This window comes from Streptomyces sp. SAS_270, from assembly GCF_052543295.1.
This window is the reverse complement of the sequence record NZ_JBMNDS010000007.1, coordinates 43,500-57,922: the sequence shown is the minus strand read 5'-3', so window position 1 is coordinate 57,922 and position 14,423 is coordinate 43,500. Positions and strand designations below refer to the sequence as shown.

Here is a 14,423-nt window from a genome sequence, read left to right as displayed (position 1 = left end):
CCCCCCCTCCCCCCCCCCCCCCCCCCCCCCCCCCAAAGCAGCCGGGCGCACAGCGCCCGCCGGACGGACCGTCAGGTCTGGTCGGAGCGCAGCCAGTCCCTGCAGTAGTTCAGCTCGGTGCCGCCCTCGAAGGTGGCGACCTCGATACCGACGTCGTACATGCCCGGGGAGTAGCCGGCCGTCGTGGTCAAGGTCAGACTCTCGTCGTACCCGTCGTAGTTGTGGTGCCACGGCCAGGGGGTGAGCACCCCGCCGCCGTCGTTCTTGGCGATCAGACGGATGGCCACGTGGTGGCCGTCCGCCTTGGCGTCGTACACGGACAGGATGACGCCGAGGCTCGTCGCACCGCTGGACCAGCCGTTGATCGTGCCGGCGCCCGACGCCGACGAGGTGTCGCAGTACAGCGTGTACGACGTCGCGGAAGCCGGCGCGGCCGCCATTCCCACGGTAAGTGCGGCCCCCGCGACCGCCACTGCGAGCCCCTGCTTGCTTCTACCCACGTTCCACCCCTGGCCCTGCGGTCGATCAACTCATGCTGTTCGAGAGTTGCTGCAGGAACAGTAGGGACGGCAATGAAGATCGGCAACTGACAACCGGAAGCGCACGTGGTGACGCAGACGCGGCTGATTCGGGCAGCCGAACCCGGCTGACGCCCCGCCCCCTGGACAAGAACTGAGGTTAGGCTAACCTATCTTCGAACTTGTCCGGCGGGCGTTTCGCCCCGTGCCGAAAGCAGTCACACTCATGTCCAACGCCCGTGCCACCCACCTCACCCGTCGCGGCATTCTCGCCGCGGGCGGCGCCCTCGGCCTCGGTGCCGTGCTCGCCGCCTGCGGGGACGACGACGCGAAAAGCGGTGGCTCGGACTCGACGGCGGCCGCGAAGTCCGGTCCCTGGACGTTCAAGGACGACCGCGGCAGGACGGTGAAGCTGGACAAGGTCCCGGCGAACATCGTCGCCTTCACCGGCGTCGCCGCCGCGCTCTTCGACTACGGCGTCTCGGTCAAGGGCGTGTTCGGCCCGACGAAGACCAAGGACGGCAAGGCCGATGTCCAGGCCGGCGACATGGACATCAGCAAGGTGACGATCCTCGGCAACCAGTGGGACCAGTTCAACGTCGAGAAGTACGCCGCCCTCGCGCCCGACGTGCTCCTCAGCACCACCTTCGACTCCAAGGGCACCCTCTGGTACGTCCCCGAGACGTCCAAGGACAAGATCGCCAAGCTCGCCCCGAGCGTCGCCGTCTCCGTCTTCGACCGACAGCTGACCGAGCCGCTGGAGCGCATGTACGCGCTCGCCGGGTCGCTCGGCGCGGACCTGAAGGCCGACAAGGTCGTCCAGGCGAAGAAGAAGTTCGAGGCGGCCGCCGCCCGGCTGCGCAAGGCCGCCAAAGCCCACCCCGACATCAAGGTGATGGCCGGTTCGGCGAGCGCGGAACTCTTCTACGTCTCCGGCTCGAACCTCTCCATCGACCTGGAGTACTTCAAGTCGCTCGGCGTGAACTTCGTCGAGCCCTCGGAGGCGGCCAAGAAGGCCACGGGCGGCTGGTTCGAGTCCCTGAGCTGGGAGAACGTCGACAAGTACAAGGCCGACATCATCATGATGGACGACCGTTCCTCGACCATCCAGCCCGCCGACATCGACAAGGCGACCTGGAAGAAGCTGCCCGCCGTCAAGGCCGGCCAGGTCATCGCGCGCTCCCCCGAGCCGATCCTGTCCTACGACAAGTGCACCCCGCTGCTCGACAACCTCGCCGAGGCCATCGAGAACGCGAAGAAGGTCAGCTGACCCGCAAACCCAGGAGCACTCATGACGACGGCCGTAGCCGCCCCGTTCCGTTTCTTCTCCCTCCAGGTCTCAGGGACGAGGCGGCTCGGCCCGTCTCTGCTCCGGGTCACCTTCACGGGCCCCGACCTGCACGCCTTCCACTCCGACGGGCGCGACCAGAGCCTGTCCCTCTTCCTGCCGCACCCGGGCCAGTCCGAGCCCGCCGTCCCGGTCGAACTCGGCGACGGCTGGTGGCAGGCCTGGCGCGAACTCCCGGACGACGTACGGGCGGTGATGCGCTCGTACACGCTGCGCTCGCTCCGGCGCGACGCCCAGGGCAGCACCACGGAGATCGACATCGACTTCGTGCTGCACGGCATCGAGCCCGGTGCCGGCACCCCGGCGGGCCCCGCCTCCCGGTGGGCCTCCCGGGCCGCCGCCGGTGACCGCGTCCTGCTGCTCGGCCCGGCCGTCGCCGACAACCGCGCGATCCGCTTCCGTCCGCCCGAGGACACCGATCTGGTGGTCGTCTGGGCCGACGGGACCGCCCTGCCCGCCGCCTCGGCGATTCTCGAATCCCTGCCGGAGGGACTCCGCGTCCAGGCGTGGTTCGAGGTCCACGACGCCGGGGACATCCAGGATCTGGTGACCTCGGCCGACGCCGAGATCACCTGGCTCGTACGGGACGAGCACCACGTCGAGGGGTCCCCCATGGCCCTCGACACCGTGCGAGCCACCCCTCTCCCCGCCGCCGAGCGGCCGTACGCCTGGATCGCGGGCGAGTCGGCCTGCGTGAAGGAGCTGCGGCGCCATCTCGTGCGCGAGCGCGGGATCGACCGCAGGCGGGTCACCTTCGTGGGCTACTGGCGGCAGGGGCTGACGGAGGAGCAGCTGCGCGAGCAGGAGTAACTGCGCCCGGAGTGACGGCCGTCACGGGAGAGGCAGGGTTTCGCGGACATTAAGTCAGGTTAGGCTTACCTAAGTTGAAGCCGCGGAACTTCTCCCCTCTCCCGTCCCGCTCGGACTGTCCCCACCGGAGGACCCCCACATGCGCTCGCACCTGCTCAATGACACGACCGCGGAGCACTACCGCCGCTCCGTGACCGAAGGAGTCGAGCGGGTGGCGGCCAAACTCGCCACCACCGACCGTCCGTTCACCGGTGTCACGGTCGACGCCCTCGCCCCCCGCATCGAGCGGATCGACCTCGACAAGCCGCTGCACGACACCACGGCGGTCCTCGACGAGCTGGAGGAGGTCTACCTCCGGGACGCGGTCTACTTCCACCACCCGCGCTACCTCGCCCACCTCAACTGCCCGGTCGTCATCCCGGCGGTGCTCGGCGAGGCAGTCCTGTCCGCCGTCAACTCCTCCCTGGACACCTGGGACCAGTCGGCCGGCGGCACCCTCATCGAGCGCAGGCTCATCGACTGGACCAACGAGCGCATCGGCCTCGGCCCCGCCGCCGACGGCGTGTTCACCAGCGGCGGCTCGCAGTCCAACCTCCAGGCACTGCTGCTGGCCCGCGAGGAGGCGAAGGCCGAGACCTTCGCCGACCTGCGGATCTTCGCCTCCGAGGTCAGCCACTTCAGCGTGAAGAAGTCCGCCAAACTCCTCGGCCTGAGCGCCGATTCGGTGGTCACGATCCCCGTCGACCACGAGAAGCGGATGCAGACCGTCGCCCTCGCGCACGCACTGGACCGCTGCAAGCGCGACGGCCTCATCCCCATGGCCGTCGTCGCCACCGCCGGCACCACCGACTTCGGCTCCATCGACCCCCTGCCCGAAATCGCCGAACTGTGCGCCCAGTTCGGCACCTGGATGCACGTCGACGCGGCCTACGGCTGCGGACTGCTCACCTCGCTGAAGCACCGGGACCGCATCGACGGCATCGAGCGCGCCGACTCGGTCACCGTCGACTACCACAAGTCCTTCTTCCAGCCCGTGAGTTCGTCCGCCGTACTGGTACGGGACGCCTCCACGCTGCGGCACGCGACCTACCACGCCGAGTACCTGAACCCGCGCCGCATGGTCCAGGAGCGCATCCCCAACCAGGTCGACAAGTCCCTGCAGACCACCCGCCGCTTCGACGCCCTCAAGCTGTGGATGACGCTGCGCGTGATGGGCGCCGACGGCATCGGCGAACTGTTCGACGAGGTCTGCGAGTTGGCGGCCGACGGCTGGCGGCTGCTGGCCGCCGACCCGCGCTACGACGTCGTCGTTCAGCCCTCCCTGTCCACCCTCGTCTTCCGCTACATCCCCGCCGCCGTCACCGACCCCGCGGAGATCGACCGGGCCAACCTGTACGCCCGCAAGGCCCTGTTCGCCTCCGGTGACGCGGTCGTCGCGGGCACCAAGGTCGGCGGCCGCCACTACCTGAAGTTCACCCTGCTCAACCCCGAGACCACGACGGACGACATCACCGCCGTACTCGATCTGATCGCCGGCCACGCCGAGCAGTACCTGGGAGAGTCCCTTGACCGCGCTTCCTGAACCCACCCGCGTGCACGACTTCGTCGGGATCGGGCTCGGCCCCTTCAACCTCGGCCTCGCCTGTCTCACCGAGCCGATCGTCGAACTCGACGGCGTCTTCCTGGAATCCAAGCCCGACTTCGAGTGGCACTCCGGAATGTTCCTGGAGGGCGCCCACCTCCAGACCCCCTTCATGTCGGACCTGGTGACCCTCGCCGACCCGACCTCCCCGTACTCCTTCCTCAACTACCTCAAGGAATCGGGCCGGCTGTACGCGTTCTACATCCGCGAGAACTTCTACCCGCTCCGCGTCGAGTACGACGACTACTGCCGCTGGGCCGCGTCGCAGCTGAGCAGCATCCGCTTCAACACCACGGTGCACGAGGTCACTTACGACGACGGGGTGTACGTCGTACGGACGCAGGCCGGTGACACCTACCGCGCCCGCCACCTGGTCCTCGGCACGGGCACGCCTGCGCACATCCCCGAGGCCTGCGCGGGTCTCGGCGGCGACTTCATCCACAACTCCCGGTACATGCAGCACAAAGCGGAGTTGCAGGCCAAGGAGTCGATCACGCTGGTCGGCAGCGGGCAGTCGGCCGCCGAGATCTACTACGACCTGCTCAGCGAGATCGACGTCCACGGCTACCGGCTGAACTGGGTCACCCGCTCCCCGCGCTTCTTCCCGCTCGAGTACACCAAGCTCACGCTGGAGATGACCTCCCCGGAGTACATCGACTACTTCCACGCGCTGCCGGAAAGGACCCGCTACCGCCTGCAGACCGAGCAGAAGGGCCTGTTCAAGGGCATCGACGGCGAGCTGATCAACGCGATCTTCGACCTGCTCTACCAGAAGAACATCGGCGGCCCGGTCCCCACCCGCCTGCTCACCAACTCCGCACTGTCCGGCGCGACCTACGAGAACGGCGCGTACACCCTGGCCCTGCGCCAGGAGGAGCAGGAGAAGGACTACGAGCTGCGCTCCGAGGGCCTGATCCTCGCCACCGGCTACAAGTACGCCGAGCCGGAGTTCCTGAAGCCGGTGCGCGACCGGCTCCGCTACGACGCGCGGGGCAACTTCGACGTGGCCCGCAACTACGCCGTCGACACCACGGGCCGCGGGATCTTCCTGCAGAACGCCGGCGTGCACACCCACTCGATCACATCGCCGGACCTCGGCATGGGCGCGTACCGCAACGCGTACATCATCCGCGAGCTGCTCGGCACCGAGTACTACCCCGTCGAGAAGACCATCGCGTTCCAGGAGTTCGCCGTATGAGCACCACCGACGCCAGGACAGCCGCCCTCACGGTCCGGCCCCTCGACCCCTTCAAGGACGCCGAGCTGCTGCACGGCTGGGTGACGCACCCCAAGGCCGCGTTCTGGATGATGCAGGACGCCAGGCTGGAGGACGTCGAGCGCGCGTACATGGAGATCGCGGCCGACGAGCACCACCACGCGCTCCTGGGACTGCACGAGGGCGAACCGGCCTTCCTGATGGAGAAGTACGATCCGGCGCACCGCGAACTGGTCGGCCTCTACGAGCCCGAGCCCGGCGACGTCGGCATGCACTTCCTGGTCGCGCCCACGGACACGCCCGTGCACGGTTTCACCAGGGCCGTGATCACCGCCGTGATGGCCCACCTGTTCGAGGACCCGGCGACCTCCCGTGTCGTGGTCGAGCCCGACGTGGGCAACAAGGCCGTGCACGCCCTCAACGAAGCGGTCGGGTTCGTGCCCGAGCGGGAGATCCGCAAGCCGGAGAAGCAGGCCCTGCTGAGCTTCTGCACGCGGGAGCAGTTCGCGAAGGCGGTGGCCGCATGACCCTCGCCGACGCCGTGGCCCACCTCTCCCCCGAGCGCTGGGAGCGGGCCAACCGTCTTCTCGTCCGCAAGGCGCTCGCCGAGTTCGCGCACGAGCGGCTGATCACGCCGGAGGCGACCGGGGACGACCAGTACGTCGTACGCAGCGACGACGGGCTCACCCGCTACCGCTTCACCGCGACCGTCCGCTCCCTCGACCACTGGCAGGTCGACGCCGAGTCGATCACCCGCCACCGCGACGGCGCCGAACTCCCCCTCGCCGCACTGGACTTCCTCATCGAGCTGAAGAAGTCGCTCGGCCTGAGCGACGAGGTGCTGCCCGTCTACCTGGAGGAGATCTCCTCCACCCTCTCGGGCACCTGCTTCAAGCTCACCAAGCCGCAGATCCCGGTCGGCGAGCTGGTCCGATCGGACTTCCAGGCCATCGAGACCGGCATGACCGAGGGCCACCCCTGCTTCGTCGCCAACAACGGCCGCCTCGGCTTCGGTGTGCACGAGTACCTCTCGTACGCCCCCGAGACGGCGAGCCCCCTCCGCCTGGTGTGGCTGGCCGCGCACCGCTCGCGGGCCGCCTTCACGGCGGGTGTGGGCATCGAGTACGAGTCGTTCCTGCGGGAGGAACTGGGCGAGGCGACGCTGAACCGCTTCGCCGGCACGTTGCGCGACCAGGGCCTGGACCCCGACGACTACCTCCTCATACCCGTCCACCCCTGGCAGTGGTGGAACAAACTCTCCGTGACCTTCGCGGCCGAGGTCGCCCAGCGGCATCTCGTCTGCCTCGGCGAGGGCGACGACGAGTACCTGGCCCAGCAGTCGATCCGGACCTTCTTCAACAAGAGCGCCCCGGAGAAGCACTACGTGAAGACGGCACTGTCCGTCCTCAACATGGGCTTCATGCGCGGACTTTCCGCCGCGTACATGGAGGCGACCCCGGCGATCAACGACTGGCTGGCCCAACTGGTCGAGAACGACCCGGTGTTGAAGTCGACCGGCCTGTCGATCATCCGCGAGCGCGCCGCCGTGGGCTACCGCCACCTGGAGTACGAGGCCGCCACCGACCGCTACTCTCCGTACCGCAAAATGCTCGCCGCCCTGTGGCGCGAGAGCCCGGTCCCCTCGCTCCAGGAGGGCGAGAGCCTGGCGACCATGGCCTCCCTCGTCCATGTCGACCACGAAGGTGCCTCGTTCGCGGGCGCGCTGATCGAGCGGTCGGGGCTGACGCCGGTGCAGTGGCTGCGCCGCTATCTGCGCGCCTACCTCACCCCGCTGCTGCACAGCTTCTACGCCTACGACCTGGTCTACATGCCGCACGGCGAGAACGTCATCCTCGTCCTGAAGGACGGCGCCGTACAGCGCGCGATCTACAAGGACATCGCCGAGGAGATCGCCGTCATGGACGTGGACGCGGTACTGCCGCCCGCGGTCGAGCGGATCCGCGTCGAGGTGCCCGAGGACAAGAAGCTCCTGTCCCTCTTCACGGACGTCTTCGACTGCTTCTTCCGCTTCCTCGCCGCGAACCTGGCCACCGAGGGCATCCTCGGCGAGGACGACTTCTGGCGGACGGTCGCCGAGTGCGTGCACGCGTACCAGGAGTCGACGCCCGAACTCGCCGACAAGTTCCGGCAGTACGACATGTTCGCCCCGGAGTTCGCGCTGTCCTGCCTCAACCGGCTGCAGCTGCGCAACAACAGGCAGATGGTGGACCTCGCCGACCCCTCCGGCGCGCTCCAGCTCGTCGGCAGCCTGAAGAACCCGATCGCGGGGCTCTGAAGGGCAGGAGACCGGGTGGGGCTCAGGAGACGGTCCTCCTGAGCCCCGCCTGTTCGTTGCCGTGACTAGCCCGCGGGCCAGGGGACCTGCGGCGACCTGTAGTAGCCGATGCCCAGCGCGTCCCACCGCGGGCCCTGCGCCGCGAGCCGCACCTTGTAGGTGTCCCAGTCATGCGTCGACGCGGGCGACCAGCCGAGTTCGGCGGCGCCCGGCAGCCGCGGGAACGCCATGTAGTCGATGTGGGCGGAGTTCAGGATCGTCTCGGTCCACAGCGGCGCCTCGACACCCCTGATGGCCGAACTGGGGGCACCGGGAAGGTAGTTGCCGGGATCCCAGTCGTAGGACCGCCGCACCTCCACCAGCCCGGCCCAGTCCTGCCCGAGCGGCGTGTCCGCGGTGTACTTCATGTCGAGGTAGAGCCGGTCCGCGGGCGACAGCACGAGCCCCGTCCCGTTCTGCGCGGCCTTCGCGACCTGCGCCTTCTCCTCGGCACTGGTGTCGTCGAGCCCCCAGTACTGCGCGATCGCCCCCTTCACCGGAGTGGCCCCGGTCAGCTGGTGCCAACCCATCACCGTCTTGCCGTACTTGGCGACGACGGGCTGCACCCGGTCCATGAACTTCACGTAGTCGGCGTGGCTCGTGGAGTGCGCCTCGTCCCCTCCGATGTGGAGGTAGCGGCCCGGGGTGATCGCGGCCAGTTCGCGGATCACGTCGTCCACGAAGTCGTACGTGACCGCCTTGTTCACGCACAGCGAGCTGAAGCCGACGTCGGTGCCGGTGTAGAGCGGCGGCGCGATCCCGTCGCAGTTCAGCTGTGCGTACGAGGAGAGCGCCGCGTTGGTGTGGCCCGGCATGTCGATCTCCGGGACGACCTCCAGATAGCGCGAGGCCGCGTACCGGACGATCTCCTTGTAGTCGGCCTTCGTGTAGAAGCCGCCCGGTCCGCCGCCGACCTGCGTGGAACCGCCGTGGGTGGCCAGCCGCGGCCAGGAGGCGATCGCGATGCGCCAGCCCTGGTCGTCGGAGAGGTGCAGATGCAGCTTGTTGACCTTGTAGAGCGCCAACTCGTCGATGTAGCGCTTCACTTGGCCGACGGTGAAGAAGTGACGGGAGACGTCGAGCATCGCGCCCCGGTAGCCGTAGCGCGGGCTGTCCTTGATGGTGCCGCCCGCGACCGTCCAGGGGCCGGGCTGCACCGACTTCCGCTCGACCGCGGCCGGCAGCAGCTGCCGCAGGGTCTGCACGCCGTGGAAGAGGCCGGCACTCTCGCGGGCCGTGATCGTCACGCCGGACCTGCCGCTGTCGAGGCGGTAGCCCTCGGCGCCCAGGGCACCGCCGCCCAGCCGGAGCCGGATGCCTCCGTCGCCGCGCGAGGTGACCGGAATCCGGTAGCCGGTGGAGGGCCGCAGGATGTCCGCGAGGTACTCGCCGACCCGGCGGGCCTCGGGCGAGCCGTCCACCCGGATGTGCGTCCCGCCGGTGATCCGGTACGGGGACCCGCCCGCGTCGACCGAGGCGGGGGCCGGGACGACCTGCCCGAACGGGGTGGCGCTCCGGGCCGGGGCGGCGGGGGCCGCGCCGACGACGGAGAGACCGGCGGCCGCCACGAGCAGCAGCGTGCCGAGAAGACGGGGCGTTCTGTGGTGCTGTCTCACATGCGCTCCCTTCAAGTACCCCTGGGGCCTCCCTGACTGACGCCCCGATGGGTATAGACCACTCTCCCGTACCGCGGGTGGAACAATCCCCGTCATGGCGGAAATCATCCAGAAGGACGGAACGTGGGCCTTCGACGGGGACGCCCTGCGGCTCACTCCCGGGCGCGACAAGAACGTGAGCCTGCTCCGCAAGACCCTGGGTGAACTGACCGTCCCGCTCGGCGCGTTGGCGGGCGTCTCCTTCGAGCAGGGCAAGAAGTCGGGGCGGCTGAGACTACGGCTGCGCGACGGCGCCGACCCGCTGCTCCAGGCGACCGGCGGCAAGCTCGCGGAGCCCCACGATCCCTACCAGCTGACCGTCGAGGCCGAACGCTACGGCGTGGCCGAGTACTTCGTGGACGAGGTCCGGGGCGCGCTGCTGCTCGACCAGGTGCCGGCCGATCCCGTCGACGCGTATCTGCTGCCCGGCCCCTCCGTGCCGCTGGCCGCCTCCGCCGGGGACGGCACGGCGAGCTTCGACGGGGAGCATGTGCGGCTGGAGTGGAACTGGAAGACGGAGGACGCCAAGGCCGCCGCCGGGGCCCGTTCGCTGGCCCTCACCGACGTCACCGGCGTCGAGTGGCATCCCGCGGCCGGCCTGGAGAACGGGTACCTGCGCTTCACCGTGCGCGGCGCGGAGACCAAGGCGCCGCCGAAGTACGACCCCAACTCCGTGGAGCTGTGGGGCTTCAAGAAGGACCCGCTGATGGCGCTGGTCGCCGCCGCGGTGCAGGCCCGGCTCCCCCATCCGGCGGCGCGGCCCGCGGACGACGTACGCCCGGACCTGCCCGCCGGCGTACGCCGGGAGAAGGCGCTCGTGCCCGCACAGCAGCCCGCGCCCGCCGAGGACGACCACGACGCGCTGCTGCGCCGGCTGCGCGAGCTCGGTGAGCTGCGCAGCTCGGGTGTCCTGACGGACGAGGAGTTCACGCTCGCCAAGCAGGCGGTCCTCAAACGCATGTGAGAACCGCCTGCGTGACGTGGAGACCGTGTGCCCTGCCTTCGGGGCACACCCGCGGTCACTTCGCCCGGCGCGCCACCGTGAAGTGGTCGATCCGGTCACCGGTCTCGGCGATGCCCTGGACCTTCAGCGTGGTGTAGCGGCCCTTCGAGGCGGGCGTGACGTCCACGCGCAGGAAGGAGTAGTTGAGGTAGCGCACCCGGGACCAGGTGACGGTCTCGTTCTGCTTGGCGCCGTCCTTGAGGCAGATGAACGAGGACACGGAGTCGACCTCGTTCTCGTGTCCCTCGTAGGAGTCCGGGGCGGTGAAGGCGTACAGACTGCGGCCCGCCGCACCGGCCGTCACGTACACGACGCCCTCGGTCTCGGGGTAGGCGGTGCCGCCGATCGGGAGCTTCTTGGTGACCGCGTTGCCCTTGATGACGTCGGTGCGCTCGTACTGGTGGTTGTGGCCGTTGATGACCAGGTCGACCTGGTACTTGTCGAACAGCGGCACCCACTCCTGGCGCACGCCCCCCTCCGAGGCGTGCGCGGTGGAGGTGCAGTACGCGCAGTGGTGGAAGAACACGATGACGAAGTCGATGTCCTTCGCGGCCCGGAACTTCTTCAGCTGGCCCTCGAACCACGTGGTCTGGGTGCCGCCGGAGATACCGAGGTTGGCCGGGATCTCGAAGGAGATGTCGTTGGGGTCCAGCGAGATGATCGCCGTGTTGCCGTAGACGAAGGAGTAGACGCCCGGCAGGTTCTTCGCGTCCGGGCCGTTGTCCGGGAGGTTCCAGCGGGCTTCCTCGCCGCCGTAGCCGTTGGGCGAGTACCAGGCCTCCATGTCGTGGTTGCCGTACGAGACCATCCACGGGATCTGCTTGGCGACCGACTCGGTCTGGTACAGGAACTGGTCCCAGGTGCGCGAGTCGAAGCCGGTGTCGGTGCTCTTGCCCTGGCCGGCCGGGTCGCCGTAGGCGATGTCGCCGGCGTGCAGGTGGAAGCTGGGGTTCTGGCCCAGGATCAGGCTGTCGTTGGCCAGGGCGTGGTAGCTGACGCCCTGGTCGCCGAAGGCCGTGAAGGTGAACGGCGCCTTGTGGGCGGGGGCGGTGGTGAAGGTGCCCAGGGTGCCCAGCAGGTGCGCCTCGGCCGGGTCGAAGCCCTGGTGGCCGACGCCGTAGTAGTACGTCCTGCCGGGGCGCAGGTGGGTGAGCTCGGCGTGCAGGTAGTACTGCGTGTGGTCGCCGCTCGCACCGACGCCGGCCGGGGTGTAGAGGGTGCGGACCTCGGCCTCGATCTTGCGGGAGAGGTCCCAGGGGTGGGCGCCGATGCGGATGTACGGCTTCTTGACGGCGACCGGGACCTGCCAGGAGACCGTCATCTCCGTGCGCGGGTCGTTGCCGTAGGCGAGGTGGCGGCCGAAGGGGGCGACGAGCGCGCCGTCGACCTTCTCGGGGCTCGCGGCCGTGCGCTGCGTCGGAACGGCGGCCTGTGCGGTGGCGCCCGGTACGAAGGTGCCGCCGACGACGGCGCCCACCGTGACGGCGCCGCCTCTGATCATGTTGCGTCGCGAGAATCTCGACCGCAGGTACTCGTGCTGCTCGGCCATGCCCATGCGCTCGGCGAGCTCGTCCGGTACTCCCATACGAGGTATGTCCATGGCTGGAAAAGTTCCTCCGCGCAGACGACACGGCGCAAGACACAGGATGGACAGCTGTCAAACAGGCCCCCATAAGAGATTCAACAGTCACCTGCCCGATATCGGGCAGGTTTCTTGCGAATCAGGCTTCGGTACCCCAGGATCAACGGGTGCACGACGAACTGGTTGATCATCTGACGCGGTCCACGGCCCTCAATCGGGGCGAGGCGCTGCGGGTGATCCAGGACGTGCTCGCCTACTTCGACGAGACGACCGAGGAGTACGTCCGTCGCCGCCATCGCGAGCTCCAGGGCCAGGGCCTGGTGAACGCGACGATCTTCGAACGGATCGAGGCGGACCTGAAATATCGCGCGGTCGCGCCGCCGGAGCTCACGCTCAGGCAGCTGCGCCGCATGGTCTACGGCTGAGGAATACATCTATATGTGCGGAATCGTCGGATACATCGGCAGGCGTGACGTGGCGCCGCTGCTGCTCGAAGGACTGCAGCGGCTGGAGTACCGCGGCTACGACTCCGCGGGCATCGTCGTCACGACCCCGAAGTCGGCCGGTCTGAAGATGGTCAAGGCCAAGGGCCGGGTCCGCGACCTGGAGGCCAAGGTCCCCGCGCGCTTCAAGGGCACCACCGGCATCGCCCACACCCGCTGGGCCACCCACGGCGCCCCGTCCGACGTGAACGCGCACCCTCACATGTCGACCGACCAGAAGGTCGCCGTCGTCCACAACGGCATCATCGACAACGCCTCCGACCTGCGCAAGAAGCTCGAAGCGGACGGCATCGAGTTCCTCTCCGAGACGGACACCGAGGTCCTCACCCACCTCATCGCCCGCTCCCAGCAGGAGAAGCTGGAGGACAAGGTCCGCGAGGCGCTGCGCGTCATCGAGGGCACCTACGGCATCGCGGTCCTGCACGCGGACTTCCCCGACCGCATCGTGGTGGCGCGAAACGGCTCCCCGGTCGTCCTGGGCATCGGCGAGAAGGAGATGTTCGTCGCCTCGGACATCGCCGCCCTGGTCACCCACACGCGGCAGATAGTGACTCTCGACGACGGCGAGATGGCCACCCTCAAGGCCGACGACTTCCGTACGTACACCACCGAGGGCACCCGGACGACGTCCGAGCCGACCACCGTGGAGTGGGAGGCGGCCTCCTACGACATGGGCGGCCACGACACGTACATGCACAAGGAGATCCACGAGCAGGCCGACGCCGTGGACCGCGTGCTGCGCGGCCGCATCGACGACCGGTTCTCGACGGTCCACCTGGGCGGCCTGAACCTGGACGCCCGCGAGGCGCGCCAGATCCGCCGCGTGAAGATCCTCGGCTGCGGCACCTCGTACCACGCGGGCATGATCGGCGCCCAGATGATCGAGGAGCTGGCCCGCATCCCCGCGGACGCCGAGCCGGCCTCCGAGTTCCGCTACCGCAACGCCGTGGTCGACCCCGACACGCTGTACGTCGCGGTGTCCCAGTCCGGTGAGACCTACGACGTCCTCGCGGCCGTCCAGGAGCTGAAGCGCAAGGGCGCGCGGGTGCTCGGCGTGGTGAACGTCGTCGGCTCGGCGATCGCCCGCGAGGCGGACGGCGGCATGTACGTGCACGCCGGCCCCGAGGTCTGCGTCGTCTCCACCAAGTGCTTCACCAACACCACGGTCGCCTTCGCGCTGCTCGCGCTGCACCTGGGCCGCACCCGCGACCTGTCGGTGCGCGACGGCAAGCGGATCATCGAGGGCCTGCGCCGGCTGCCCGCGCAGATCACCGAGATCCTGGAGCAGGAGGAGGAGATCAAGAAGCTGGCCGCGCAGTACGCCGAGGCCCGCTCGATGCTCTTCATCGGCCGCGTCCGGGGCTACCCGGTGGCCCGTGAGGCCTCCCTGAAGCTGAAGGAGGTCTCGTACATCCACGCCGAGGCCTACCCGGCCTCCGAGCTGAAGCACGGCCCGCTGGCCCTCATCGAGCCCGCCCTGCCGACCGTCGCCATCGTCCCGGACGACGACCTGCTGGAGAAGAACCGCGCGGCCCTGGAGGAGATCAAGGCCCGCAGCGGCCGGATCCTCGCCGTCGCGCACCAGGAGCAGGAGAAGGCCGACCAGACCATCGTCGTCCCGAAGAACGAGGACGAGCTCGACCCGATCCTCATGGGCATCCCGCTCCAACTCCTCGCCTACCACACGGCGTTGGCCCTGGGCCGGGACATCGACAAGCCCCGCAACCTCGCGAAGTCGGTGACAGTGGAGTAAGTCCGGCCGTACGGGGAGCAGTTGCCCTCACCCGCACGTGAACGATCCCCTGCGTGTG

General features: G+C 68.9%; 12 protein-coding genes. 9 read left to right on the top strand and 3 right to left on the bottom strand.

Annotated elements, in window-relative coordinates; genetic code table 11:
* Positions 1-71 precede the first annotated feature (71 nt).
* Positions 72-500 carry a hypothetical protein gene (locus ACN6LB_RS07035; protein WP_356141182.1) on the bottom strand — a complete coding sequence of 143 codons (429 nt, stop codon included), beginning with the start codon at positions 498-500 and terminating at the stop codon, positions 72-74.
* 244 nt (positions 501-744) lie between these two features.
* On the opposite strand from ACN6LB_RS07035, the gene ACN6LB_RS07030 reads away from it, so the two are divergent.
* The 6 genes from ACN6LB_RS07030 to ACN6LB_RS07005 all read left to right on the top strand — a co-directional run bounded on the left by ACN6LB_RS07030 (position 745) and on the right by ACN6LB_RS07005 (position 7,830).
* The gene (locus ACN6LB_RS07030) at positions 745-1,788 is read left to right on the top strand and encodes an ABC transporter substrate-binding protein (protein ID WP_445025013.1); all 1,044 of its coding nucleotides are present in this window, start codon (positions 745-747) and stop codon (positions 1,786-1,788) included.
* A gap of 21 nt (positions 1,789-1,809) precedes the next feature.
* On the top strand, positions 1,810-2,676 hold the full coding sequence (locus ACN6LB_RS07025; protein ID WP_445025012.1) for a siderophore-interacting protein: 867 nt from the start codon (positions 1,810-1,812) through the stop codon (positions 2,674-2,676).
* 139 nt (positions 2,677-2,815) lie between these two features.
* A complete protein-coding gene (gene desA, locus ACN6LB_RS07020; RefSeq protein WP_445025011.1) occupies positions 2,816-4,258 on the top strand; it encodes a lysine decarboxylase DesA in 1,443 nt (480 codons plus the stop codon).
* Positions 4,242-5,516 carry a lysine N(6)-hydroxylase/L-ornithine N(5)-oxygenase family protein gene (locus ACN6LB_RS07015; protein WP_445025010.1) on the top strand — a complete coding sequence of 425 codons (1,275 nt, stop codon included), beginning with the start codon at positions 4,242-4,244 and terminating at the stop codon, positions 5,514-5,516. The genes desA and ACN6LB_RS07015 overlap by 17 nt, the downstream gene beginning before the upstream one ends.
* Positions 5,513-6,061 carry a GNAT family N-acetyltransferase gene (locus ACN6LB_RS07010; RefSeq protein WP_445025009.1) on the top strand — a complete coding sequence of 183 codons (549 nt, stop codon included), beginning with the start codon at positions 5,513-5,515 and terminating at the stop codon, positions 6,059-6,061. Before ACN6LB_RS07015 ends, ACN6LB_RS07010 begins: the two co-directional genes overlap by 4 nt.
* Positions 6,058-7,830 carry an IucA/IucC family protein gene (locus ACN6LB_RS07005; RefSeq protein WP_445025008.1) on the top strand — a complete coding sequence of 591 codons (1,773 nt, stop codon included), beginning with the start codon at positions 6,058-6,060 and terminating at the stop codon, positions 7,828-7,830. Before ACN6LB_RS07010 ends, ACN6LB_RS07005 begins: the two co-directional genes overlap by 4 nt.
* A gap of 65 nt (positions 7,831-7,895) precedes the next feature.
* On the opposite strand, the gene ACN6LB_RS07000 is transcribed toward ACN6LB_RS07005, so the two are convergent.
* On the bottom strand, positions 7,896-9,485 hold the full coding sequence (locus tag ACN6LB_RS07000; protein ID WP_445025007.1) for a family 20 glycosylhydrolase: 1,590 nt from the start codon (positions 9,483-9,485) through the stop codon (positions 7,896-7,898).
* Positions 9,486-9,579: 94 nt separating this feature from the next.
* Here ACN6LB_RS07000 and ACN6LB_RS06995 point away from each other — a divergent pair, with 94 nt between their 5' ends.
* On the top strand, positions 9,580-10,488 hold the full coding sequence (locus ACN6LB_RS06995; RefSeq protein ID WP_445025006.1) for a DUF4429 domain-containing protein: 909 nt from the start codon (positions 9,580-9,582) through the stop codon (positions 10,486-10,488).
* A gap of 55 nt (positions 10,489-10,543) precedes the next feature.
* Here ACN6LB_RS06995 and ACN6LB_RS06990 read toward each other — a convergent pair whose 3' ends face one another.
* On the bottom strand, positions 10,544-12,112 hold the full coding sequence (locus ACN6LB_RS06990; RefSeq protein ID WP_445025101.1) for a fibronectin type III domain-containing protein: 1,569 nt from the start codon (positions 12,110-12,112) through the stop codon (positions 10,544-10,546).
* A 164-nt stretch (positions 12,113-12,276) separates the two neighbouring features.
* On the opposite strand from ACN6LB_RS06990, the gene ACN6LB_RS06985 reads away from it, so the two are divergent.
* Together ACN6LB_RS06985 and glmS are read left to right on the top strand one after the other, a co-directional pair.
* Complete coding sequence (locus ACN6LB_RS06985) at positions 12,277-12,534, top strand: hypothetical protein (RefSeq protein WP_356141201.1); 258 nt, start codon at positions 12,277-12,279, stop codon at positions 12,532-12,534.
* A gap of 13 nt (positions 12,535-12,547) precedes the next feature.
* Positions 12,548-14,365, top strand: coding sequence for a glutamine--fructose-6-phosphate transaminase (isomerizing) (glmS, locus tag ACN6LB_RS06980; protein WP_445025005.1), 1,818 nt, complete (start codon positions 12,548-12,550; stop codon positions 14,363-14,365).
* The last annotated feature ends 58 nt before the right edge of the window (positions 14,366-14,423 follow it).